This window comes from Paenibacillus sp. GCM10027626 (genome assembly GCF_042676285.1).
GTDB lineage: Bacteria > Bacillota > Bacilli > Paenibacillales > Paenibacillaceae > Paenibacillus_Z.
In genome coordinates, this window is record NZ_JBHTHC010000003.1 from 339973 (window position 1) to 362072 (window position 22100).

Annotated in this window: 24 protein-coding genes; 3 read left to right on the plus strand and 21 right to left on the minus strand. The window is 49.3% G+C overall.

What is annotated here, in order from left to right; all coding sequences use genetic code 11:
• Window positions 1-317 precede the first annotated feature (317 nt).
• The 4 genes from ACFQ0N_RS08610 to ACFQ0N_RS08625 all read right to left on the minus strand — a co-directional run bounded on the left by ACFQ0N_RS08610 (window position 318) and on the right by ACFQ0N_RS08625 (window position 4579).
• On the minus strand, window positions 318-1460 hold the full coding sequence (locus ACFQ0N_RS08610; protein ID WP_379324879.1) for a sensor histidine kinase: 1143 nt from the start codon (window positions 1458-1460) through the stop codon (window positions 318-320).
• A gap of 22 nt (window positions 1461-1482) precedes the next feature.
• Window positions 1483-2178 carry a response regulator transcription factor gene (locus tag ACFQ0N_RS08615; RefSeq protein ID WP_379324881.1) on the minus strand — a complete coding sequence of 232 codons (696 nt, stop codon included), beginning with the start codon at window positions 2176-2178 and terminating at the stop codon, window positions 1483-1485.
• A 113-nt stretch (window positions 2179-2291) separates the two neighbouring features.
• Complete coding sequence (locus ACFQ0N_RS08620; RefSeq protein ID WP_379324883.1) at window positions 2292-4127, minus strand: transglycosylase domain-containing protein; 1836 nt, start codon at window positions 4125-4127, stop codon at window positions 2292-2294.
• Window positions 4124-4579 carry a hypothetical protein gene (locus ACFQ0N_RS08625; protein WP_379324885.1) on the minus strand — a complete coding sequence of 152 codons (456 nt, stop codon included), beginning with the start codon at window positions 4577-4579 and terminating at the stop codon, window positions 4124-4126. The genes ACFQ0N_RS08620 and ACFQ0N_RS08625 overlap by 4 nt, the downstream gene beginning before the upstream one ends.
• A gap of 176 nt (window positions 4580-4755) precedes the next feature.
• Between ACFQ0N_RS08625 and ACFQ0N_RS08630 the strand changes: the two genes are divergently transcribed.
• Complete coding sequence (locus ACFQ0N_RS08630) at window positions 4756-5964, plus strand: hypothetical protein (protein WP_379324887.1); 1209 nt, start codon at window positions 4756-4758, stop codon at window positions 5962-5964.
• 72 nt (window positions 5965-6036) lie between these two features.
• On the opposite strand, the gene infC is transcribed toward ACFQ0N_RS08630, so the two are convergent.
• From infC to ACFQ0N_RS08645, 3 genes are all read right to left on the minus strand, one after another.
• The gene (infC, locus tag ACFQ0N_RS08635) at window positions 6037-6528 is read right to left on the minus strand and encodes a translation initiation factor IF-3 (protein ID WP_379324889.1); all 492 of its coding nucleotides are present in this window, start codon (window positions 6526-6528) and stop codon (window positions 6037-6039) included.
• Between the two features lie 52 nt (window positions 6529-6580).
• Window positions 6581-6781, minus strand: coding sequence for a cold-shock protein (locus ACFQ0N_RS08640; protein WP_379324891.1), 201 nt, complete (start codon window positions 6779-6781; stop codon window positions 6581-6583).
• A 223-nt stretch (window positions 6782-7004) separates the two neighbouring features.
• The gene (locus ACFQ0N_RS08645; RefSeq protein WP_204820473.1) at window positions 7005-7205 is read right to left on the minus strand and encodes a cold-shock protein; all 201 of its coding nucleotides are present in this window, start codon (window positions 7203-7205) and stop codon (window positions 7005-7007) included.
• Window positions 7206-7527: 322 nt separating this feature from the next.
• Here ACFQ0N_RS08645 and ACFQ0N_RS08650 point away from each other — a divergent pair, with 322 nt between their 5' ends.
• Entirely contained in the window at window positions 7528-8607 is a 1080-nt protein-coding gene (locus tag ACFQ0N_RS08650) for an undecaprenyldiphospho-muramoylpentapeptide beta-N-acetylglucosaminyltransferase (protein WP_379324893.1), read from the plus strand.
• On the opposite strand, the gene ACFQ0N_RS08655 is transcribed toward ACFQ0N_RS08650, so the two are convergent.
• From ACFQ0N_RS08655 to ACFQ0N_RS08685, 7 genes are all read right to left on the minus strand, one after another.
• Window positions 8604-9137, minus strand: a complete 534-nt coding sequence (locus ACFQ0N_RS08655) for a redoxin domain-containing protein (protein WP_379324895.1) — start codon at window positions 9135-9137, stop codon at window positions 8604-8606. The genes ACFQ0N_RS08650 and ACFQ0N_RS08655 overlap by 4 nt on opposite strands.
• Before the next feature lie 21 nt (window positions 9138-9158).
• Complete coding sequence (locus ACFQ0N_RS08660) at window positions 9159-9884, minus strand: ABC transporter ATP-binding protein (RefSeq protein WP_379324897.1); 726 nt, start codon at window positions 9882-9884, stop codon at window positions 9159-9161.
• Complete coding sequence (locus ACFQ0N_RS08665) at window positions 9877-10695, minus strand: ABC transporter permease (protein ID WP_379324899.1); 819 nt, start codon at window positions 10693-10695, stop codon at window positions 9877-9879. The genes ACFQ0N_RS08660 and ACFQ0N_RS08665 overlap by 8 nt, the downstream gene beginning before the upstream one ends.
• Window positions 10695-11285 carry a nitrous oxide reductase accessory protein NosL gene (locus ACFQ0N_RS08670; RefSeq protein ID WP_379324901.1) on the minus strand — a complete coding sequence of 197 codons (591 nt, stop codon included), beginning with the start codon at window positions 11283-11285 and terminating at the stop codon, window positions 10695-10697. Before ACFQ0N_RS08670 ends, ACFQ0N_RS08665 begins: the two co-directional genes overlap by 1 nt.
• Window positions 11282-12640, minus strand: a complete 1359-nt coding sequence (locus tag ACFQ0N_RS08675; RefSeq protein WP_379324903.1) for a right-handed parallel beta-helix repeat-containing protein — start codon at window positions 12638-12640, stop codon at window positions 11282-11284. Before ACFQ0N_RS08675 ends, ACFQ0N_RS08670 begins: the two co-directional genes overlap by 4 nt.
• Window positions 12637-13032 carry a FixH family protein gene (locus ACFQ0N_RS08680; RefSeq protein WP_379324905.1) on the minus strand — a complete coding sequence of 132 codons (396 nt, stop codon included), beginning with the start codon at window positions 13030-13032 and terminating at the stop codon, window positions 12637-12639. Before ACFQ0N_RS08680 ends, ACFQ0N_RS08675 begins: the two co-directional genes overlap by 4 nt.
• 117 nt (window positions 13033-13149) lie before the next feature.
• Complete coding sequence (locus tag ACFQ0N_RS08685; RefSeq protein WP_379325385.1) at window positions 13150-13866, minus strand: response regulator transcription factor; 717 nt, start codon at window positions 13864-13866, stop codon at window positions 13150-13152.
• 203 nt (window positions 13867-14069) lie between these two features.
• Between ACFQ0N_RS08685 and ACFQ0N_RS08690 the strand changes: the two genes are divergently transcribed.
• Window positions 14070-14408 carry a hypothetical protein gene (locus ACFQ0N_RS08690; protein ID WP_379324907.1) on the plus strand — a complete coding sequence of 113 codons (339 nt, stop codon included), beginning with the start codon at window positions 14070-14072 and terminating at the stop codon, window positions 14406-14408.
• 564 nt (window positions 14409-14972) lie between these two features.
• Here the strand turns inward: ACFQ0N_RS08690 and ACFQ0N_RS08695 are convergent.
• The 7 genes from ACFQ0N_RS08695 to ACFQ0N_RS08725 form a co-directional block, all read right to left on the minus strand.
• Window positions 14973-16076, minus strand: coding sequence for a hypothetical protein (locus ACFQ0N_RS08695; RefSeq protein ID WP_379324909.1), 1104 nt, complete (start codon window positions 16074-16076; stop codon window positions 14973-14975).
• 51 nt (window positions 16077-16127) lie between these two features.
• Window positions 16128-17348, minus strand: coding sequence for a leucine-rich repeat domain-containing protein (locus ACFQ0N_RS08700; RefSeq protein WP_379324911.1), 1221 nt, complete (start codon window positions 17346-17348; stop codon window positions 16128-16130).
• Between the two features lie 338 nt (window positions 17349-17686).
• Window positions 17687-19450, minus strand: coding sequence for a M56 family metallopeptidase (locus ACFQ0N_RS08705; protein WP_379324913.1), 1764 nt, complete (start codon window positions 19448-19450; stop codon window positions 17687-17689).
• Window positions 19447-19806 carry a BlaI/MecI/CopY family transcriptional regulator gene (locus ACFQ0N_RS08710; protein ID WP_379324915.1) on the minus strand — a complete coding sequence of 120 codons (360 nt, stop codon included), beginning with the start codon at window positions 19804-19806 and terminating at the stop codon, window positions 19447-19449. The genes ACFQ0N_RS08705 and ACFQ0N_RS08710 overlap by 4 nt, the downstream gene beginning before the upstream one ends.
• Before the next feature lie 593 nt (window positions 19807-20399).
• Window positions 20400-20597, minus strand: coding sequence for a hypothetical protein (locus ACFQ0N_RS08715; RefSeq protein WP_379324917.1), 198 nt, complete (start codon window positions 20595-20597; stop codon window positions 20400-20402).
• 103 nt (window positions 20598-20700) lie between these two features.
• Window positions 20701-21045, minus strand: a complete 345-nt coding sequence (locus tag ACFQ0N_RS08720) for a c-type cytochrome (RefSeq protein ID WP_379324919.1) — start codon at window positions 21043-21045, stop codon at window positions 20701-20703.
• Window positions 21046-21180: 135 nt separating this feature from the next.
• Window positions 21181-21945 carry an SDR family NAD(P)-dependent oxidoreductase gene (locus ACFQ0N_RS08725; protein ID WP_379324921.1) on the minus strand — a complete coding sequence of 255 codons (765 nt, stop codon included), beginning with the start codon at window positions 21943-21945 and terminating at the stop codon, window positions 21181-21183.
• Window positions 21946-22100: the final 155 nt, after the last annotated feature.

Sequence of the window (22100 nt, forward strand, 5' to 3'; positions counted from 1 at the left end):
GGTTCATTTCACAATCAAAAAAACGGAGCCTCCCTTGCAACGGGGATACTCCGCTTTCTTTCAGCCTATATGGCTCACAACGAAAATTGGAACTGCCGATACAGCAAAGATTGCCGTAAAAATTGTCGCCCATAGAATGGCATACCGTCCGCTTATCGTTTTCTTGCTAATGAAATAGAGCACCAGACAAAGAAACAACGCACTCCCAACAAAAAATACGATTTGCATACTGTACGCCCCCGTTCTAATTGGATACTGCTAATGTAACAGGGTTTGCTTAAGCGCCGAGTTGTCAAATACTTCTCTTAAGCGGAATATCAAGCTTCCGCAGAAGCCTCTGCTGAAGCTTTTTCCTCGCTTCCAGCCATAGGAAACCGAGTAATAAATTCTGTCTGGCGCTTATTGCTTGTCACGATAATTGTACCTTTGTGCATCTCAACAATCGTCTTCATTATCGCCAGCCCCAGGCCGCTGCCGCCCGTCTCCTTCGAACGCGATTTATCGACCCGGTGGAAGCGCTCGAACAATAACGGGATGTCGTCAGGCGGAATCATCGGTCCGTAATTGCGGAAAATAATAATGATCTCCTCGCCCTCCGATGTAATCTCGATGTCCAGTTTTTTTCCTTCCTTGGCATAGCGGATTGCATTCGTGAACAAATTTTCAAAGGCGCGCACCAGCTCATCGGGATCGGCATTCATATAGTAATGGTCTCTAGCCGAAACAATCGTATAGGCCATATCTGCCTGCTCCAACGACGGGACGAATTCATCGGCCAATTGGCGAATAAAGTCTACGACATCCATGCGTTCGAGCGTGAGCGGCAGCTCCCCTGACGTTACCCGCGTATACTCGAATAGATCATCAATCAGCTTTTTGAGGCTTAATGACTTGTTGTACACAATATTGGTGTAATGCCGGTACTCCACTTCATCGCGGCAACGGTCATTTTCCATATACTCAAGAAAGCCGATGATTGAGGTGAGCGGTGTTCGCAAATCGTGGGATACACCCGTAATGAGATCGTTTTTGGCTTTGACAGCCAGCCGTTCTTCGTCCAATGATTGCTTCAGCCGCGTAGCCATGCGGTTAATATTGTCCGCGACAACGCCAAGCTCGTCCGACGATTTAACCGGAATCCGGTACGTAAGCTTGCCGTCGGCAATTTCGCGCAATCCATACGTAATTTCCTCGAAGTAATTCATAATATTTCGGGATAACAGAAAAAAGAACAGCAAAAATAGAAACACGCCGGTAATGCTCATCACCGGGATCGAACCAATATTGGTTATCACCCAACGCAGCATCTTCGTTAAAAAAAAGGAGGAGGACGGATTCATGGAAATCAGCAGCGAGGCCGTATAATACCCTGCCAACAGCACGAATGCCAATGCCGCCAAGCTGGCCAGGAATGCCAGCAAAACTTTCCATAAGAAAGTGCGTGCAAGTCGTCTTTTCAAAATATAGGCCACGTCCTATCTGTCATTTGTCAATCTTGTAGCCAACCCCCCACACCGTTTTGATAAAGCGGGGATTGCGCGGATCAATCTCTATTTTTTCACGTATTTTACGGATATGGACCATTACTGTATTGTTCGATTCCATAAAATCGTCTTTCCATATTTTTTCGTATATTTGCTCCATGCTCATGACTATGCCTCGGTTGCGCGCAAGCAGCAGCAATATGGCAAATTCCCTGGGGGTCAGCTTCACCGGCTGCTCGCTGACTGTCACCTCATGGGTCGATACATTAATGACCAGATCGTCGATTTCGACAATTTCCTCATCATTATCCACCGGGGCTACATATTTGCGGTATCTGCGAAGCTGCGATTTAATCCGGGCAATCAGCTCAAGCGGGCTGAACGGCTTCGTTACATAATCATCCGCGCCGATGCTGAGGCCCATTATTTTATCTACTTCCTGCCCTTTAGCGGACAAAAATATAATCGGCATTTGCTTCTTTTCGCGAATTTTCATACAAGCCTCAATGCCATCCATTTTGGGCATCATTATATCCATCACAATCAGATCAACCGACTCTTTATTCAAGCAGGCCAGCGCCTCTTCTCCATTATTGGCAGTATGCAGCGTGTAACCTTCATTTTGCAAGTAAATGGTCATTAATTGAATAATTTCCGGCTCGTCGTCAACGAGCAAAATAGCTTCCCGGCTCATGCAACTGACTTCCTTTCTATATAAAAAAAGTGATATGAAATGACTGGAGCGTAAATTCACTGTAACTATAGCATAGCATTTGTTAGCATTGTTTTATACTGTGTTTGCATGAACTATTGCAGGAGCGCAGCAAAAACCCGCGCCGCCGAGCCGCTCGATGCCGTCAAATAATGATCGCGGTCCGTCTGATCCAGGCCAAGCCAGACTGCGGCGGTCTGATCCGCTGTGTAGCCGGCGAACCATAAATCGCGATTTGCTTTTTTCGGCACACCCTTGATGGCCGCTTGCGTCGTCCCCGTCTTGCCGGCAACCGCGCGCCCGTTAATCTTCGCCTGCTTCCCTGTCCCGCGTTCGACCACATCGCGCAGCATCGCTGTCATGGCCGCGGATGTCGCCTTCGTCATAACCTGCTTCCCCTGGGCTGCATACTTGTAAATCGTTCGTCCGCCAGCGTCTTTAATACTGCGGATCGCATGCGCCTCGTGCAGCTTGCCGCCTGCTGCGAATGCACTGTATGCCTGCGCCATAGCCAGGGGCGAGACTCCCTTATACATCCCGCCAAGCGCCAAAGAAAGATTGCGGTCCTCGTCTGCAAACGAAATGCCAAGTCCCCCGGCAAACTTCATCGCCGTCGGCAAACCGATCTGATCCAGCAGCCAGACTGCCGGAGCGTTAATCGATTGCCGCACCGCTTCAGACATCGTGACCGAACCGCGATAAACGCCGCTGCCGTTTTGCGGCTGATAGCCGTTATAGGCAGCAAGCTTATCCTGCAGGAAGGTGCCCGGGCGATACTTGCCCGATTCGAGCGCCGGCCCGTAGACGATAAGCGGTTTAAAGGCGGAACCAGGCTGCCTTGTTATTTGAAAAGCGCGGTTAAACTGCCCGGCTTTGTAATGGCGGCCGCCGACAAGCGCGGTAATTTCGCCGGAACGATGCTCAATGACAGCCGCCCCACCCTGCACCGCTCCTTTTTTATCCGCTGCCGGGAAGTTGTGGTTGTCAGCAAATACCGCTTCCGCATGCTGCTGCAGGTCCGGGTTCAGCCCGGTTTCAATTGTATATCCCCCTGTCATTAGCTCATCCTGAGAAAGGCCCGTGCGCTCCATCGCTTCCGAAAGCACATATGCGGTATAGGCTGCGAAGCGATCGCCGCCCTGTGTCCGCTTGACTTCTTTAGGCGGTACATAGTTGGCCGCCTCCGCCTCAAGCCGCTGCTGCTCTGTAATCAAGCCCTGCTCTTGCATAAGGGCAAGCACAACCTTGCGCCGCTCCTTGCTTTTTGCATAATCGTCCACCGGATTAAAGCGGTTGGGCGCCTTCGGGATGCCCGCCAAAGTCGCAATTTGCCAGAGCTGCAGCTGATGAAGATCATCAATGCCAAAATAGCGGCTTGCCGCCGCCTTAATTCCTACCTGCTGTCTTCCAAAATAAATATGGTTCAAATAATGAACGAGCACCTGCTCCTTGGACAGCTGCTTCTCTAGCGCGGTAGCGATAGCAATTTCCGTCATTTTGCGGTTCAGGCTTTTTTCATTCGATAAATACAGCGTCCGTGCCAATTGCTGTGTAATGGTGCTGCCGCCTTCATATAGGCCTCCGCCAAGCAAATTGTTGCGCAATGAACGGGCAATGCCGATCCAGTCCAGCCCGCCATGCGCATAAAAGCGCCTATCCTCCGTTGCAACAAATGCATCGAGCAGCAGCTTCGGCATTTCCGACAGCTTTGCCTCCTCGCGAAAGCCATGTTGCGGATCGACCAATACCGCTGCGAGCTGTCCATTGCGATCTACAATGATGCTGTTGCTGCCGGTATGCAGCGCGGCTCCTCCAGCTGATACAATATGCCTGCCAACCAGATTCAGCGCGACGATCAGCACAAGCGCTCCCAGCGCAGCGGCTGCAGCAAGGTCAAATAACCGGTAGTAAGCTGTTCTATTCACCTTCATTGGTGCTCATTCCGTTCCGAAATATAAGTATAACCGCCGCGCAGACTGTTGCTCAAATGCAGCAGCCTAACTCGCTTTCGCTTTCTTGCGGGAATATAGCGCCGCTCGAAAATCGGCTCCTCCCCCTCCGGCTCCCTCCCTGCTCCCCTGGTCTGCATTCTATTGGCTTGCTGCAGGAGCAGCTGTACAATATCCGCTTCAATCTTGCTGGAACGAAAATAAAAAAGCGCGGCAAACATCGTCCCGCCTATCAATAGTGCAAGCGGCAGCTTGCCGATATGATTAATAAACCAGCTGGCCAGCTGGGCAAAAGTCCCTTTGTGCTGGAGGCTGTTCGCATATACATAAGAGAAAAGCTTATACAGCACATACATGGCCATCCCGCTCAGGAGCGCGCTTGCGGCAAATGCGTACATAAATTTGAGCCGTATCTTTCTAAATATATCGGCCATCAGACATCCCCTCCTGAATACGAGTATAGAAAGAAGTTCTTAACGGCTATGCTGCTCATTTCTTAAGCTTTTCTTAATTGGATTGTCAATCGCTTTCAAAAAAATCGGATGTACAATCGCTTTAGTCGTGTCGGATGAAGTATAATGGGAATTATAAACGGTTGGAGGTATAGCCTTTGAATACAACTAGTGGAAATGAATTGTTAAAAAACGGGATGGGTATGATCAATAAAGGCGCTTTCGGCGCAGCTGCTTTTTACTTTTTTGGGGCGGTCAAAACAAACCCGGGTCAACTGGAAGCATGGATGAATCTGTTCGTATCTCTGCAGCAATTAGACAGACAAGCTGATTTGCAAATATTGATGGCGCGTTATGCACAGTTGGGGCTGCCATTCGCCCCGCCATTTGCTACTGCGGCCGCTACGGTATACCGCAACAATCCGATCGCTCTGCGCGACTGGCTGGAGACGACAAAATCCAACGGGATGACTGGCGAGGAGAGCAATGAGATTTATACGAAATTGAAGGCGAATGTCGATATGGCATGCCAACAAATTAACGAGCAGCTAAGCAGCGAACAGCTGGAGGAAAAGGGGATCCTGCCTCTGCTCCGCATCGCCGCCTGGAAGACGCCGCTGGAATTATGGGCCGATCAGCCTGGCGACGGCGTTATCGACCGCATTGAGGAAGCCATCAATACGCTGGAGTATGCGCAGGCACTTGAGGCGATACAGGCGCTGGCAATGTTCCCGCTGCCAAAAACGGAAACGATCCTGCGCAAATATTGCCGCGATGAGAAAAGATCGACCAAATTGCAGACGCATGCCCTTATTACTTTGCGCCGGGCAGGCATCGCCGGCAATATTAAAGTGAATAAACTGGGCAAAGAGTGGACGATTGATCTGGAAAAGCCGGAAACGCCGCTCGAGGACAAGCTGCCTGCCGCCTTCGAACCGATTATGAACTGGACCACAGCATGGTTGGGCAAGGAAAACGGCGTACTTGATGAGTTCTCGTTCGCCAAATTGGCAGGGGATCCTTCCAAAATCAATGCCCCTGCTATTATGGAAAAGATTGGCGATAAGCCGCTGCCAAAAATCGTCCTCATGTCGGCCGGCTTCATTCTTAAAGAGGCTTACCTGCATTACTATCCGGATATTCCGTACACCGGCTATCAAATCGAGGAGTGGGGCAACGCGCTGCTGTCGCTTACCCAGGCCTATACGAAGCATGCTGATATCGAGTGGGAATATAGCAAGGCTCCGGCCCTGAGCGGCACTGCGGTTCGCCGTAAAGAGTGGCTCATGGATGCAATCCCTGAGCTGAAGGATGTCGTGAAGGGACAAGCGGGCTCCGACAATCCGGAAGGGGACGGCGAGGAGTAATTCAAACAGCGAAAAAAGCTGCAAGAAAAGCTGCGTCCGATCATAATCGGTTTGCAGCCTTCTGCAGCTTTTTCAATGCGGACAGAGCTTGACAGCAGCTTGCTTGCCGCTCACTTGAATGCCTGTCTCTTTTGTGCCGTGGACGGTCAGATCCTTTGCCAACTGCTCCAGCAGCTCCCGGGCACGCTGGCCTTCCTTGGCGCCCTGCAATTTAATGACAAGTTGAACAGAATTGCCGGAATCAAGCCATTTCCCGGCTTGCCGACGTTTCGTCTCGTAGTCGTGATCTTCGATGTTTGCGGTGAGCCGCAGCTCTTTTACCTTCATCGGCACTCCTGAGCGCTTGCGCTCATCATGCTTCGCTTTATTTGACTCTTGCTTGGCCTGCCCCCGCGCGACAAGCTTGCAGGGCGGCGGGCTGCTCATGAGCGATGTGCCCACAAGATCCGCCTTGTATTGCTTCGCCATCGCCAATGCTTCCGCGCGAGAGACGATCCCCATATCTTCGCCGTTCAGTCCCGTTAGCTGGACTTCAGACGCCTTGACCTTTTCATTCAAAATCATGTCTGGCTTCCCCCGGTTTGCCTCTTTCCCCCGATCACTGCAGCCTGGGCTGCTATTGCCGGCTGGTATGGTTGACGAGTGCAGGAAGTGTCTTCGTTCCACTCACCATGGACGACGAGCATAACGGGCAAACAGGCTTTGCCTCGAATGCAAAATCGTCCCTCATCCAGCCATTGCAGCCGTCATTGGTGCAGGACCAGATTGGCGTAACTTCTTCCGGAATTTCTTCTAACGGTTTTTTACGTGAATACATGGAACGAACCCCCTCAGTCAAAATTGGGCGAGAACAATGACTCCAACCATAATTGTATGCAAGCTTGGTCATTCTTAGACCTCACTTGCGGCATATCTGGAATGAGCGGTCACTCTTGCCTGGATCGAGCAGAAAAGTATCGGCCATCTACACTTGCTTGGTTGTAAAAAGACTGCCCTTAACCAGTTACAGTTAAGGACAGTCTTATGCTATAAGTTTTAACTTACAGTTTTACTACGTTTTCCGCTTGTGGGCCGCGGTTGCCTTGAACGACGTTGAATTCTACACGTTGACCTTCGTCAAGCGTTTTGAAGCCATCGCCAGTAATTGCGCTGAAGTGAACGAATACGTCGTTGCCGCCTTCAACCTCGATGAAGCCGAAGCCTTTCTCAGCGTTAAACCATTTAACTGTACCTGTTTGCATGCTACGTACACCCTCCAAAAACATATAATTGTTTCTCTCTATGCAAACGAAAATTCACATATTGGAAAAGGTAATATAAACAAAATATTAACCCTTTACAATATGTGAATTCAGGTCTCCATTTCGATTACACTCATTATAGCACACTCCTGAACGGATCACAAGCCGTTTCCAGCATTAGAAAAAATTCGCTCTTTGCCTCACAATTTCTTATGAGCTTCATACGATTACATTAAAGCTGCGTTCTCCAGTTGCAGGGGTTGCCCTGCCCGAAATCGAATTATTTATTACAGAATGACTTTATTGATTAGGAGCTTGAAGAATGAAAAAGATTATTTTTACCGGCGGCGGTTCAGCCGGACATGTGACCGTTAACTTAGCCCTTATCCCCCGCTTCCAGCAAGAAGGCTGGGAAGTCGAATATATTGGCTCCCATAACGGGATTGAAAAGCAGCTGATTCATTCCCAAACCGACGTTGCCTACTTTGGCATCTCCACAGGCAAGCTAAGACGCTATATCGATTTAAAAAATATAAAAGACCCTTTCAAAGTAATCGGCGGCATTTGGCAGGCTTACCGTTTAATCCGCAAGCAAAAGCCGGATGTCATCTTTTCCAAAGGAGGCTTCGTCTCCGTCCCCGTCGTACTGGGAGCGTGGATGAATAAAGTTCCGGTGCTGATCCATGAATCCGATCTTACGCCAGGGCTCGCTAATAGGCTCGCCATCCCATTCTCTACTATCGTGTGCACTACATTTCCCGAAACGGAGCGGCATTTGCGTTCAGCCAAAACCCGTTATATCGGAGCAGTGGTCCGGGAAGAGCTCGCTCAAGGCCAGGCCGCCCGCGGCAAAGCGTTTTGCAAGTTTCCGGAAACAAGCAAAAAGCCTGTCCTGCTTATTATGGGCGGCAGTCTGGGCGCAAAAAAAATCAATGAGACCGTTCGCGCAGCATTGAAAGAATTGACATCCAGCTTCCATGTTGTTCACCTTTGCGGTAAAGGGCAGCTGGATCCATCGCTTGAAAATCCATACTACCGTCAATATGAATATGTAAACGACGAACTGCCCGACATTTTGGCAATGACCGACATCGTCATCTCGCGGGCAGGCTCTAATTCTATATTTGAGTTTCTGTCACTGCGCAAGCCAATGCTGTTAATCCCCTTAACAAAAGCGCAAAGCAGAGGCGATCAAATTTTAAACGCCCGCTCCTTCGCGGCTGCAGGGTATGGCGAAGTATTGGAAGAGGAGGCGCTGACGCCGGCAGCGTTGAGCGGCAGCGTTGCCCGCTTGTATACCGAACGCGGCAAATATATTGCGAATATGGAAAAAAAACGAACGGCTAATACATTATCTGTTCTATTCGAGCTGATTAAAAAGACCGCCAAGAGCAAGCGCTAGTTCTTGCCGGGCCGCACAAGCTCCAGCAGCTCTTTCGCCTGGGCATCGCTGGCGATCTCACCGGGAACAATGTCAACAATTTTTTGTTCGGCATCGATCAAAAAAGTAGCGGGCAAGCCTTTTATCCAATAAGCTTCCGCTGCTTTCCCTCCCGGGTCGAGCAAGAGCGGGAATTCAATCCCGTTTTCCTCCGCGAATTCCTTCACCGTGCCCCGCGACTGCCCTACATTAACGCCAAGCACCTCTACTCCTGGAATTGCGCTGCGGTAGGCATGCTCGATTCTCGGCATCTCTTTAACGCAGGGGGCGCACCAAGAGCCCCAAAAATTGAGCAGTACGCCTTTACCGCGATAATCGGACAAGCTGACGGTATTCCCCGCCAAATCGGTAGCCTTAAAATCAGGAGCGATGGCTCCGATCCGCACAGGTTCCTTAATGTCCTTCCCGGGCTGCATGAACACATAAATGCCTGCGGCAAGCAGGACTATCAATAAAATACCGCCAAGCCAGCGCCGCATCGCAACATTCATCCGGCACTCCCCCCTTCCCGGTTAATCCGCTTCGTAGCCGAACAACTCTGTAAACGTCCGCTGCAAACCAAATGCGCCGTCAAGCTCGCGGTAAGACTCGATCGAGCCTGCCCTGGCAATTTGCCCGGCCTTTAAGAAGATGACATCATCTGCTACGGCATCCGCTATTTGCAGCTGGTGTGTAGAGAATATAACGGCATGCCCCTCCCGCTTCACCGCTCTTACCAGTTCCACAAAGGAATCCATCCAATAGGGATCCAGTCCGTTCGTCGGCTCATCCATAATAAGCAGCGGCGGCCCAGCCAGCAAAGCTTGGGCAAACAGCAGCCGCTGGCGCATTCCCTTCGAATATGAGCTTACAGCCTTGCCGCTAACATCGGCCAGCCCGACAAGCTCAAGCACTTCTTGCACCCGCGCTTTGGACACGCGGCGCAGCGCAGCCCAGAAAGCAAGCGTCTCCTTGGCTGACAGACCGTGACTAAATTGATAATCATCCGGCATATAGCCGATTTGCGCGGCATACCGCTTGCGGTCGTCCTTCCACTGCAAGCCATTGACAGAAATTTTGCCTGCAGTCGGCTGGGTAATGCCCGTTATCATGCGAAGAATCGTGCTTTTTCCCGCGCCGTTGCCTCCGCATAGGGCAAGTACCCGTCCGGCGCCGATGGCCAGCGACACTTTCCGGATGATCTCTTGCTTGTTGATTGTTTTGCCTACCTCTTCCAGCTGCAGGATCGGATCAGCCACGCGATCTCCCCCTTTCCCAAACAAAACGTGCCGCTGTTATGGCAGCGGCTACCCATGCAAGACAGACGCCTGCAAACAGCCAGCCCCCGCTTGGACGCCGAATCCATTGCACCCATTCATAATACTCGGGACCGAGTGCCGATCCGCCCCCCAGCTTTACAATGACGAACAGCCGCACCAGCTCCGCCGGGTTAAGAAAGGTCAATCCGGTCAAAGCCGGCTTGATCCACAAATAAGGCACGAAGCCAAGAATAGCCACAAGAATAGCAGGCCACCCTATAATGGCAAAAAACCAGATCGCCACACTGATTGTCAATGCTTGCCAGCGGTTGCGCGCAACGGTTCCGATCCCTAGGGCTACCGCCAGAAACAGCAAAACAAGCCCGCCGGAAAACGCCGCAAACAGCACAAAGGTCTGAAGTTCAAACCCGCTGCCCGCTATCGCTCCAATCAATCCCGTAATGCCGTATCCAACCGCCATAATCGTCCATAAAACGGCTATCAGACCTACATATTTGCCTAAAATGAACTGCAGCGTACCAAGCGGATAAGCGGAGAGCAGCTGCCAGCTCCCCTCCTCCTTCTCCGAAGTAAGGGAGAAAGACCCTAATAACAGGGTCATTAACGGAACTAAATACAAGACAAGATTCAACATCGTACTCGTCACACTGGAATAGCCTTCTACAACATTTTGGGCATTGATCAGCAGCAATGCGAGGCTGAAGATCGTAAAGAGCGCCATAAATGAATAGGCCCATGGATTGCGGAATCCAATACGCAACTCACGCGAAGCGACAATGAAAACATCCATTATGAATGAGCGTCCTTGTCATTCTGGTGATCGCCGCCATGATCGCTGCCATGTCCTTCCTCCATGCCATGCTCTTCTCCCGCATCGCCATCTTGCCCGTGATCATGTCCATGTCCGCCGCCCATTTGCTCCATGTTTTGCGACCAGCTATGGTTAGCCAGATCCGCCGCTTTCAGCAGCGTGCCTGTTTTCTCTGCATCAATAAACGCTTTGGCAGAAGCCTCGTCCTTGAACGAATAGATGCCGTAAGCCATTGGTGAACGGAAGGACGAGTCGTAGGCATAGTAAGCATCTTCATACTTGATCCACTCTTTATTATTATAATCCCGTACATATTGCGCTCCGATCTCATCCGTGCCGTTCTTCGACTTCCATTCATTCATACAGCCGATATCGTCAAACTTGTACGTCTTGCCCTCTTTCGTCGTCAGCTGCGTAGCAAACGCGTCATCCTTCACCTGCATATTGCAGATCGCACATTTATCCGTATCTTCATTAATCGCGACCGGTTCATATTTGTTGCTGCCGCAAGCAGCCAATACAGCAACGGCCAGGATGAGGAGCATCCCTGTTATTAAACCTTTTTTCATCGTCTTCTTCCCCCCGCATAATAAATAATAGTCGCACCTGCGATGAGCAGCATGACTGCGCTCGCGAATAGCACACCGGCTTGTCCATGCCTGTCTGCTCCCTCCGGCTTATATAGCGCGGGCTTCATAAGCGGCGCACGGTCAGTCGCCCAACTATCGCGTCCTTCTGCAAACATATTTTCCAAAAACAGCATCCCCGGCGATTGAAAAAACAGCTGAAAAGCCGGCGTACGCGAAGTCAATTGCTGAAAAAAGGGATTGATCGCATAGGTCGTATCGCTCCTGCCATCTCCGTCGACATCAATACCTTTAAAAGCATCCCAAAAGTTCGCTTCCAGCTCGTTTCCTGTGCTGTCTACAGCCTCAGCCTCAATCACATTCGCGATAAAATCATTGCTTTTAAAATGGTTGTTCTCCGATTCCAGCAGCTGAATGCCGATAAAATTGCGAAGCACCGCATTATGGATAAACGTGTTGTTATGCGACTGCTCGACATATAATCCGACGCGGTTGCCTTCGACCTTATTATCTTTAATAAGTGAATGCTGCACGTCAAATAAGAGCAGCCCTTGCGAGTTAACGCTCTCACTTTGCTTGAAAAAAGTGTTGCCGGTCACCTCCGCCCCCTTCACGCCCATTACCATTGCCCCGGTAATATTGAAGGAGCCGAAATTGCCCCGGACAGCCGTCCCTTCTGTATACATCAAATGTACGCCATAGCGCGAGCTGTCCACCTGATTGCCCGTCACCTCATTGCGATCGCTGCTCTCCACATAAATCGCATCGTTCATCCCGGCTACCTGATTGCCGGCAATGACATTATCGTGCGATTTGAACAGATCGATCCCATTGCGCTTGCCTGACATTTTGACTGGAGAGCGTCCTTCTTCATCCATCCAAACGACTTTCGAATCACGTATTTCATTGCGCTGTGCATCGCGCAGCAAAATGCCAAAGGCACGAGTTTTGATCGACAGCTCAGTCAGACGAACATCCGCAGCGGAGACAAGTACCGCCGCTGCTTCGCCTTTCACCTCTTGAATGATTTCGAGTCCCTGCAGCTGAACACCATCAGCTTGCACAGTTACCGCCGCATCCGGCGTCCGATTAATTAGTCTTGCTCCCCGCTCAGCCTGAATCGTCAGCGGCTTGTCGATGATAATAGCGCCTTCGTAGCTTCCGGTCGGAATTACGAGTCTCTCCCCGCTGGCAGCTGCATCAATCAAATGCTGTAGATTCGCCGTCTCCGTCTGATTGGCAGCACTAGCCGGATATATGCCGAATTGCAGCGCAAGGCAGACAACGAACAAACTTGGAGCCATTGCGCGAGCAGCTTGCTTGAATAATGGTCTCATTCTACTTTCAGCTGCTTCTTCTTCGTAATATGCAGCTCCTCTTGGTAAAGATGAACATAAATCGAATATTCGCCAGGATCCTTAAAGGATGTCTCCGCAGAATATTTTCCATCGCCCTCTGCCGTCGCATCCAAAAAATCCGGCAGCCCCTCATTATTCAGCTTCCGCACGTCAAATTGAACCTGTGCTCCTTCTTCAGTCAACAGCCCGGTAATTTGCACGATCAGCTTGGCATTTTGTCCGCTCTTTACAGGAGAGGGGTCGCTAAGCAGCTCGATTTTTACGGCCGCAGGGTCCTGCCCTTGTCCGCCGGCGCCGCCGCATCCGGCCAAAACGATCATCATCAACACGCAGCAGCCCAGAAGCCATCCATATCTTCTTTCCGCTCTCATCGTCCGCTCCTTTCCGTCACATAGACACTTTCTTTACATTGTACCCTTTTTCACAGCATCTCATATGACTCGAACGGGCTAAGAAACGCACAATAATATGAACGCTTCGTGAATCTTTCATCTTCGCAGACAATAGCCGATTCCCCAAATCGTCCGGATAAGCTTTCCCGCCTCAGTCGAGATGCGGTTCAGCTTTTCCCGTATCCGTTTCACATGCGTGTCCACCGTACGGACATCGCCGCTATGAATATAGTCGTAGTCCCACACTTCCTTCAGCAGCTCTTCTCGCGTAAAAGCAATCCCTTCATTCGTGCCGAGAAAATGCAGCAAATCGTATTCCTTCAAGGTCAGGCGCACCTCATACCCATTGACTTCAACCCGGTGGGCTGCTGTATTGATCGTCACGTGCGGTAAAATGAGATCACTTTCTTTTCGCCGCGCATTTGTCCATATCGGCTGCTGCCCGCTGCGGTTGACAATCGCCTTCACCCGGCATACGACCTCCCGCGGACTGAACGGCTTCACTACATAATCGTCTGCACCTGCGCGAAAACCCTCCAGTTTGCCCAATTCATCTCCTTGGGCTGTTAGCATCAGCACAGGTGTCTGCTTCTCCCGGCGCAGGCGGCTGCAAATCTCAATGCCATTCATACCGGGCAGCATTCGATCCAGTACAATCAAGTCATAGTTGCTCAACAGCGCCTTCTGCAGCGCCGTCTTCCCATCGCTTGCCTCCTCGATCCGAAAGCCTTCCTTCTCCAAGTACATCCGCAGCAGCTTGCGGATCCGCTCTTCATCATCGACGATGAGCAGCCGCCCCGCCTGTCTGTCCATCATCCCCACATCCTTTCCTAAGACCAGTATAGCTAGACGCCAGGCGGCTCACATCGCCCGATCGGGCTATAGAAAGAAGTTAACCTTGACCTTTTCGTGAACATGGTGAATAATTGATGACGTTGATTTTTAATGTATAAAATGGAATAATTATACTCATAAATCATTGCAGCCGTGGACGGTAATATGAAAGGGGGATTTTATTGCGAAACAAACTGGCTTGGCTGCTCCTTTGCTTACTGCTGCTCACGCTTCTTATTGCCGCTTGCTCCAACCGCTCCTTTCATTCATCTGGACTCGAAAAAGACTTCCCTGTCCCCAGTCAGGCAAAGCTGGTTGACAATGGCAAGTCGTCCGAAAGCTACACCTTAACAAGTCTAAAGGAAGAAGAAGGCTTGCCGGAATACTACCGGGCTGAAATTGAGGATAAAGGCTGGAAGGAAGTAGACCGGATGGGAGGTAAATATGTCTTTGCAAAAGACGGAAGGAAATTAAATCTGGTGATCGTAACAGAAAAATTCGAGTTAGAAAAAGTGCAATAATATCCCAGCGGACCTGAGCGGACCGTAGGAGGCTGTCGATTAATTCTGGACATCTGTAAATGCGGGCGAAGCGGGCCTGAGCGGACCGCGGTTCCATTGGCCGCATTTTGCCTGCTCTAAGGTCAAATCTGTATGATTTTTCATATATAATCCTCGGAATTTGCGCAGAATGATTAATTCTATATGATTTTTCATACAGATTTATCGGGTTCCCTGCCCCTAGGTCACTTCTATATGATTTTTCATATAGAATCGTTGTTTTCCGAGCAATAACGGATCATCTGTCCTCCTGACTCAAAGTTGCCCTTTTCTGTGGCAAAAAATCGTTATTCAGAGAAAATCGACAACCTCCGTAGATCCGTTATCTGTGAACAAACGCGGCAAAACGGCATGGCGGCGGACACTGGTTCCGTTATTGGTCTCAAATTGCCACAAAAACCAGGAAAAATCAACAAATAACGGATTCTGTGTCCGCGAACGCTCCCAATCGCCTGCTTTTCGAGCAAATAGCGGATCGTAAGGTCCGCATACCTCACGGCCCCCCTGACTGGCTGAGCGTTTTAGTCACCAAAACCTCCGTAAAATTCGGAAAATGATGAAGAGAAGCCCGTTGAAACACGCAACCAATAATCCATCAACGATAATCGCATCCAGCATCTCATCTTGAGCGGTTTGAAACAACCGTAAAAATCCCCAGCCTGCCAGCTGTGCGAAAAGGAGAAGCCCGGCATCTCTTAATGAACGATACCATTTTACCTGTTCACGCCAGTAAGCTCCTACGACCAAGAGAAGGATAGAGTTTATGCCGCACAGCCAATAAGATGGGGATTCATCTCCGAACATGCCATCATTTAATGGCCAAGACGGCATCCATCGAATGGCGATCAGCAAATTACCCATCAACGTCGCCAGCAAAACAAGATTGAACACCTTCTTGTCATGCATTAACTCTTTGCTCCGTTTTTTTTCCTTCATCTCTGAACTAAGCCATAACTTTAAGCTATTCGAACGATGACTGCCAATCCTAGGCGAACTTGTGTCGCTATCATAGGGCATTTTGGGCAATTCTTCGTATCCGGTCTGGTAATCTTCCGCCTGCACTATACTAACATTTGCACCGGAACTATAGACGGGAATACCATTTTGTTTGAATCGTTGAATCCATTCTTCCAAATTTTCACGATCTTCTATGCCGAACAAAGAATATTCGGGGCGGCCTTGCTCGTTTGTCCATTTCATAATAAGTTTGGCCCCGACTACGTGATACCCCATCCTGTTAGAACCTCTGGATTGATAGCGGGTTGTCCTAGCAATCAATACTTCCTGCATTTGCTCAAAAGTAACTAATTGCTCCCATTCTTCCCCCGTTTTTATGTTCTTGAAATAGGTATAATAACCGCCCTCTTGCAACTCACACTTCAGAATAATTTCTGTATACATCTTGTTGGATCTATATATGAACCGGACCGCCCAAGCGATAAACGCGCTCACTGCAAAGCAAACGATCACGCCAAACCATTGTTGCCCAAAGATCAATAATACCCCGAGGCCAAAGGCTACAAATCCAACCAAACAAAACAACCACAATATGACGGTATTAACAACAATCGCCCATTTGGGAATTGCGTTTGAGTATTTCAAATTTTCCTTTTCGCGCATTTCGATCAAAACCAGTTCCTCCTCTCCCATCTCGAGGCCTGCAAGGGCAACCAATCTTGATCAATACGTCTCATACACCAGTGTTTGATCCATCACAAGATTGCGGTTAAACACGACGAAGATATACAGTCGTCCTGCCGGCGTATCTCCCGCATCGTAGCCGATGCGAACCGTCCCGTTCTCCTCAAACATTAACTCGCTGCATTCGAGCTCTGTCACATCCTCCTCGGGATGCTGTTCGGCAATGAACTGAAGCGCCTGCCCCTGCAGTGCATCCAGACGTTCCCACGTCTTCTTGATGAGCGAAGACAATCGCTTCATTGCTGCTTTTGTCGCTACACCGACAGTAACAGAAAGCTCTGTGCCCTTAAAAAGCAATGCAGCTTTGTAATCCGACAGCGAAACATCGTATTGAAATGTTCCGACGTCTCTTACAGTATGATCCGGCTCTCGAATGAGATTGTTGGCGTAATCCAAACGCTCCAGCTTTAGAAGATGACTCGTTTCCAATGCGGCGATTTTATTTTCCGAGCAGTAAATCTCAACCAGGTGCGGATGGTTCAAATGAAGACTGCCAATATGATTGTTGAAGCATCTCAAACTTTGCAAAGCCTGATTGCCGCTCATATCCAGCTGGGTAAGATGGTTGTTGTTGCAGCGAAGCTCGAGCAAGCTCCCGCAGTTTGCAATCTGCAGGCCAATCAAATAATTGTGGCCACAATCGAGATATTCCAGCTCCGGATGATTGTTCAGCTCCAATACAAACAGCGCATTGTAGCAGCAGCTTAGCTTGCGCAAATGAGAGTTATGTTCCAAATCCAGTGTAGAAATGATATTCCAGTTGCATACCAGTTCTGCAAGCCGTTCATTTCTGCTTACATCCAGCGTTCGAATACGGTTTGACCCGCAGTCTAACATTGTTAGCGCTGTATTGGCCGTCAAATCCAATGCATGAATCTCATTCGTATTGCAGTTCAGCCGCTGTAAAAATGGATTGTGGCTTGTATCCAAGGATATCAATTGATTTCCTGCACATTTCAGAGCAAGCAGACGCGTATTGCGGCTAATGTCCAGCTCTTTCAATTGATTGTAAGCACAATCCAGTTGCTCCAATGAGGCAAAATGCTCCAGCCCTTTTAAACTTGTAAATTTATTATGCGAGAGATGCAAAGCAACAATTCCTTCCACATCGGCCGTCTGAATCAAATCGCGGTTGCCGCAGTAGTGTTCCAGAACGAAAGCCCGGAATTGTTCATCTATGAAATCCTGGGTAATATCCATAATGTGCTCCTCTCAAAATTGTTATCTCTGAAGGTACTCCGGTTCTTATATAGACTCATTCCCTATTGTATAATGGCAATAGACCGTCTTGCTACCGCCAAACCTCATGCTCTTTCTGGGCAAAAAGTCCTCGAAGTCTGGATGCAGTGCACAAATAGGTGAATCCTGATCTACTTATTTGGTATGAACTGTTGAGGTCTCTCCTAATACACAAACAAAAAAGCGCCGCGGCCCAAAAGGGGATTCGCGGCGCTCGCCTATTAGAGTCATTTCATCATTCGTCATCCTTGATATTATGGGCTTGAGGTATGCGGACCCACGTTCCACCCGACAAGACATCAGCCGCCTTGCTTCACTTCATAAGCACTAATTTTCCATTTGCCGTCCTCAAGCTTCAGCTTAATCGTCACAGCATCTTCTCCAACGTTTTCACCGGCGGCCATCCAAATCACTTTACCCTGCACCTCATAAGTTCCGTCAGCAGCTAATGCCACCGATTGTACTTCGGCCCTCTCCGGCCACGGGCTGGACAGTTCTCTGCCTGGCGTCAGCTCGATTTGCTGCTTCCATTTTGCAATTAATTCCTTCGTTACGTAAGGAGTGTAATATTGATCGATCAGCTCTTCGGTTGTTTCTTTTGGCACTACTGCGATTCTGACATTTTTCAAGTTTTGCCCAAAGCCTTCTACAGTCTGCGTAACCTGATCGGCTGCTGCCAATTCATCCGCTGTCTTTTCTAAAGTCAGGAAGCCCTCTTTCTTGTCTGTGCTCTCAAACAACGGGGTCTTTACTCTTGCTTGCGCCCATTCCCTGGTATAAAGCGCACTGCTTATCTTCGGCTCATCCTTCAATTGAAATACAATCTCATCCACATTGCCGATTAACCCGAACAGCAATAGAGCGTTTTTGTTGAAATCCGGAGCGGCTTGCGCAAGCTGCTCGGCAGACGCCGGCTGCTTGCCGCCAGCCGTTTCATTCATCGCAATGAAAACAGTCAACCGGTACGGCTGATTTTTCGTTTGTAGCTCAATGTGATCATATTTGAACGGCTCCGGATAGCTGAGGCTCCCGCTAATATTGCTTACCTTTCCGCCATTGCCGACATATTCCGTGCGCTGCTTCCACAGCTGCTCATCTTGCCCTTCCGGCTCCTTCGCTTCCAGCGGATTGGACAGCATGCCTGCGGCAAATATAATCAGAATCGCCGCCATTATACAGCCGATCCAAAAAACAGGTTTCTTGTAGCTCATAATATTTCGTACCCTCGCTTTCACATCGCTCTCGCCAAAAGATAATGGACCTGGAAAGCCGCCCTGCTTCGTTGCCAGAGACAGCAAAGTATAGGAATAGGCTGCGCGCGCGTCGCCCTCCGCTTGCTTCATTACACTTTCATCGCAGGACATTTCCATATCTTTAATCATCATGCGGTAAGACAGCCATGCAATTGGATTAAACCAATGCAATGCTGTTACAAAAAATGCAGCCGGTTTTATTAAGTAATCCAAGCGGCGGATATGCGTTTGTTCATGCTTCACAATGTAATAGAATTGCTCGGCAGATAATCCAAGCGGCAAATAAATCCGCGGCTTTATGACTCCCATAACGAACGGAGCGCTAATCCGGTCAGACTCAAAAATATTTCCCTCTACCTTTGTTGCTGTTAACAGCTTCAAATATAGTCTTATATACGATACAACGGCATACCCCGCCAAGATCGCAATCCCTGCCAGCCACAGACTTCCTGCCAAATATAAAATCACTTCAATAGCGTTAATTGAACTTTCAGGCCGTGCTGCCGGTACCGATGCCGCGATTGCTCCATTCACCGCCTGATCAATGGAAACGATGCCCGAGTCAATGCCGGGGGTTGTTGCTGCGGTAATCTGGTGCGGGATTATACTTGCCTTGACAGGCACCATACTGACCTGGCTTTCAAAAGACTGAGGTGTGATGAAGCGGATAAAAACAATCGCCCAAAGCAAATAGGCGAAATAAGCCGGCAGCTTTAATTTTTTTAATACCCAGCGTGCAAAAAAAACGAATACGGCAACATAGCTGGCCATGATGCTCATGTTTAACACCGTAATAAACAGGTCCGTCATTTTACCGCACCTTCAATCATCTTCTTAATTTCATCCGCTTCTGCCTTGGAAAGCTTCTTATCTTTCAAAAAAGCTGCAAGGAACGAAGGCAATGAACCGTCAAATGCTTTTTCCAGCAGCACTTCGCTTTCGTATTTCTGCACCTGCTCCCGGTTAATAAGCGATGTTACCACAGCCTGCTCATTCTGCAAAATGCCCCGCTCGGTCAGCTTGCGGATCATATTATACGTCGTTGACTTTTTCCAGCCTAGTTCCTGCTGGCAAAGCCTAGACAGCTCTGTTGAATTTAACGGCTCATGCTCCCAGATCAAATTCATAAATTTATACTCCGCATCAAACAGCTTGAACTGCTCCATCCCATTCACCTCCCGCAAAGGTTTGTTGCAACAAACCTGTTGATAACTAGTTTACTCCGACAAACCTCTGAAGTCAAGCGGAGAAAATGGCTTGCCGTGACAAAAAAAAGAAGAGGATGCCCTTTAGCCATCTCCGCGGCTATGAGCTCCTCTTTTCTTCTGCCATGAGAAGAAACGGCCCGCGCCGTCCTTCTATCGCCAAGTTTTTTCTTTTAATACGCCGGAGGTCAGAGGGCTACAGCTCTGAAGGAGGGCAACGAGCAAAGCGGTTTCATCTGACGGAAGCTACAGACGTTATTTCGCCAATTACCTTCCTTTTTAAAATCTAACGGATCTGAGCGAGCTTAATGGGATGTTTTTTGGCGAAATCGGGCTCAATATCATCAAATAGCGGCGCACAGTTCCGTTACAATTTCAAATCGGTCGAATTTTCGAAAATAGCGGCCGTGACATCCGTTAGCTTCGTTCATCCATAGTAAGCCTTTAAGTCCACCTAAAAACAACAATATTTACGAAAACAGCCTTTGAAAAAAAGTGCCGCAAAGTCCGCTGGACTTTGTCGGCACTTAGGCCTGTCTGGCTCCCCAGACAATCTATGCGATTCCCACAAGCTCTACAAGAAATATACTTGTCTTAATCGTGGTGTCATTCTTATCAAGCTTGACGAATATCCATTCATTCGTTCTGTTCGTAATTGTGCCTTTTCCATGAAGGGTAGTTACTCTCGTTTCATTCAACGTAACTTTAAACGGGTACTGCGCTGACTCGCTTCGAAGTATTTTTCGCGGCATATGTATACCATCCTTTGAAGTGTTCTATAGAGGATGGTACCACAACAAAGCTCACCTCATCTGTGAAGTATATCACAGTAGGGGATGCTTCCTTTCCTTACTTCTATTTCTTTTCGGCCAGCCATGCAGCCAAAGCGTCGATTTCTTCCTGCTTCAATACCTTTTTAAAAGCAGGCATCCCTTTGTTGCCATTCGTAATTTTTTCGGCAAGCTCAGCCTCTGTCAGACTCGCGCCAACCTTTTGCAGATTTGGCCCTGTCCGCCCCTGCAGGTCATTGCCATGACAGCCGAGACAGCGGTTTTTATAGATCGCCTCGGCATCAGTTACTGCCAGGCCATCCGTATTCCCGCCGCCTGACTCCTTACTGCTGCAGCCGGCAAGCACGATCATCGCAACCAATGCCAGCAGTAAAATTTGCAGCAGCATTCGCTTTTTCATCATCATCATTAAATTCTCCTTCCGCTCACACTTTTACCTCAATAATAGGCAATCCATTACATTTTGCCAATCACTCTAACGGGCTATTTCTGCGTTTTTTTGTGAATGGAAGGTGAATCATTTGGTATTGCAGAACTATTCTATTCAAATCGCCGGCATCACATTGCCGCCGCACACGGGGATGTATGCCCCCGTAATATAGCTGGATAAATCCGAGGCCAGAAAAGCTACGGCATTGGCGATTTCCTGGTCAGTCCCTCTGCGCCGCAAAGGCACATTGCTCTCATAGCCTTCGCTCCGTTCGGTTCCTTCGGAACGATCGCGGTCGCTAATCGTCCAGCCAGGAGCGACCTGATTGACCGTAATGCCATGCTCGCCAACCTCCTTGGCCAGCACGCGGTATACCCCGTCCATCCCCCGCTTGCCTGCCGTATAAGCGGATTGCGACGCGAAGTTCTGCATCGCGCATTCTGTATTTATGCCGATAAAGCGACCCTCCTTGCGCTCAATCATCGCCGGAATAAAGGCTTTGGCCAAATATACGTTTTGCATGACACACGACTCAAACTGACTCTTATAATCTTCCGCTGCTTGCTCCAGCACTGATGTCCATTCATATTGAATGACCGCATTGGCAACCACGATGTGTACGCCGCCAAAATGTCCGAAGGCAGCCTCCCGCATCGCCTGAATCGAATCCGCATCTGTAATATCCGCCTGCACGCATAGCGCCCGTCTGCCTAATGCCTCGACCTCGGCTTGCAGTTCCTCGGCCTTGGCTCCATTGCGGTGATAATGAATGACGATATTCGCGCCAGCTTTGGCCAGCGTACGGACCATGACGCGCCCCAAATCGCCGCTCGCCCCTGTTATCAAAGCCACTTTGCCGGTCAAATCAATTGCTATCATTGTCATATTCTCCTCTCATCAGATCGGATTGGATAATGATGTAAAAACTCCTGCAGTAGTTAATATATCACAGGAAGACCCCGTCCGTCACACTCCCATGAATCATGCAGCCCCAGTCACCATAAAACGTCAAAAGAGCGGGGGAAGCCGTTCAC

Bases quoted from the DNA above. Each gene is read 5' to 3' on its own strand.
- ACFQ0N_RS08615 (WP_379324881.1), bottom strand. From the start codon at position 2,178: ATGAGCCGGGAAGCTATTTTGCTCGTTGACGACGAGCCGGAAATTATT.
- ACFQ0N_RS08620 (WP_379324883.1), bottom strand. From the start codon at position 4,127: ATGAAGGTGAATAGAACAGCTTACTACCGGTTATTTGACCTTGCTGCA.
- ACFQ0N_RS08625 (WP_379324885.1), bottom strand. From the start codon at position 4,579: ATGGCCGATATATTTAGAAAGATACGGCTCAAATTTATGTACGCATTT.
- infC (WP_379324889.1), bottom strand. From the start codon at position 6,528: ATGATTTTGAATGAAAAGGTCAAGGCGTCTGAAGTCCAGCTAACGGGA.
- ACFQ0N_RS08640 (WP_379324891.1), bottom strand. From the start codon at position 6,781: ATGTATTCACGTAAAAAACCGTTAGAAGAAATTCCGGAAGAAGTTACG.
- ACFQ0N_RS08645 (WP_204820473.1), bottom strand. From the start codon at position 7,205: ATGCAAACAGGTACAGTTAAATGGTTTAACGCTGAGAAAGGCTTCGGC.
- ACFQ0N_RS08650 (WP_379324893.1), top strand. From the start codon at position 7,528: ATGAAAAAGATTATTTTTACCGGCGGCGGTTCAGCCGGACATGTGACC.
- ACFQ0N_RS08655 (WP_379324895.1), bottom strand. From the start codon at position 9,137: ATGAATGTTGCGATGCGGCGCTGGCTTGGCGGTATTTTATTGATAGTC.
- ACFQ0N_RS08665 (WP_379324899.1), bottom strand. From the start codon at position 10,695: ATGGATGTTTTCATTGTCGCTTCGCGTGAGTTGCGTATTGGATTCCGC.
- ACFQ0N_RS08670 (WP_379324901.1), bottom strand. From the start codon at position 11,285: ATGAAAAAAGGTTTAATAACAGGGATGCTCCTCATCCTGGCCGTTGCT.
- ACFQ0N_RS08675 (WP_379324903.1), bottom strand. From the start codon at position 12,640: ATGAGACCATTATTCAAGCAAGCTGCTCGCGCAATGGCTCCAAGTTTG.
- ACFQ0N_RS08680 (WP_379324905.1), bottom strand. From the start codon at position 13,032: ATGAGAGCGGAAAGAAGATATGGATGGCTTCTGGGCTGCTGCGTGTTG.
- ACFQ0N_RS08685 (WP_379325385.1), bottom strand. From the start codon at position 13,866: ATGGACAGACAGGCGGGGCGGCTGCTCATCGTCGATGATGAAGAGCGG.
- ACFQ0N_RS08700 (WP_379324911.1), bottom strand. From the start codon at position 17,348: ATGGATATTACCCAGGATTTCATAGATGAACAATTCCGGGCTTTCGTT.
- ACFQ0N_RS08705 (WP_379324913.1), bottom strand. From the start codon at position 19,450: ATGACGGACCTGTTTATTACGGTGTTAAACATGAGCATCATGGCCAGC.
- ACFQ0N_RS08710 (WP_379324915.1), bottom strand. From the start codon at position 19,806: ATGGAGCAGTTCAAGCTGTTTGATGCGGAGTATAAATTTATGAATTTG.
- ACFQ0N_RS08715 (WP_379324917.1), bottom strand. From the start codon at position 20,597: ATGCCGCGAAAAATACTTCGAAGCGAGTCAGCGCAGTACCCGTTTAAA.
- ACFQ0N_RS08720 (WP_379324919.1), bottom strand. From the start codon at position 21,045: ATGATGATGATGAAAAAGCGAATGCTGCTGCAAATTTTACTGCTGGCA.
- ACFQ0N_RS08725 (WP_379324921.1), bottom strand. From the start codon at position 21,945: ATGATAGCAATTGATTTGACCGGCAAAGTGGCTTTGATAACAGGGGCG.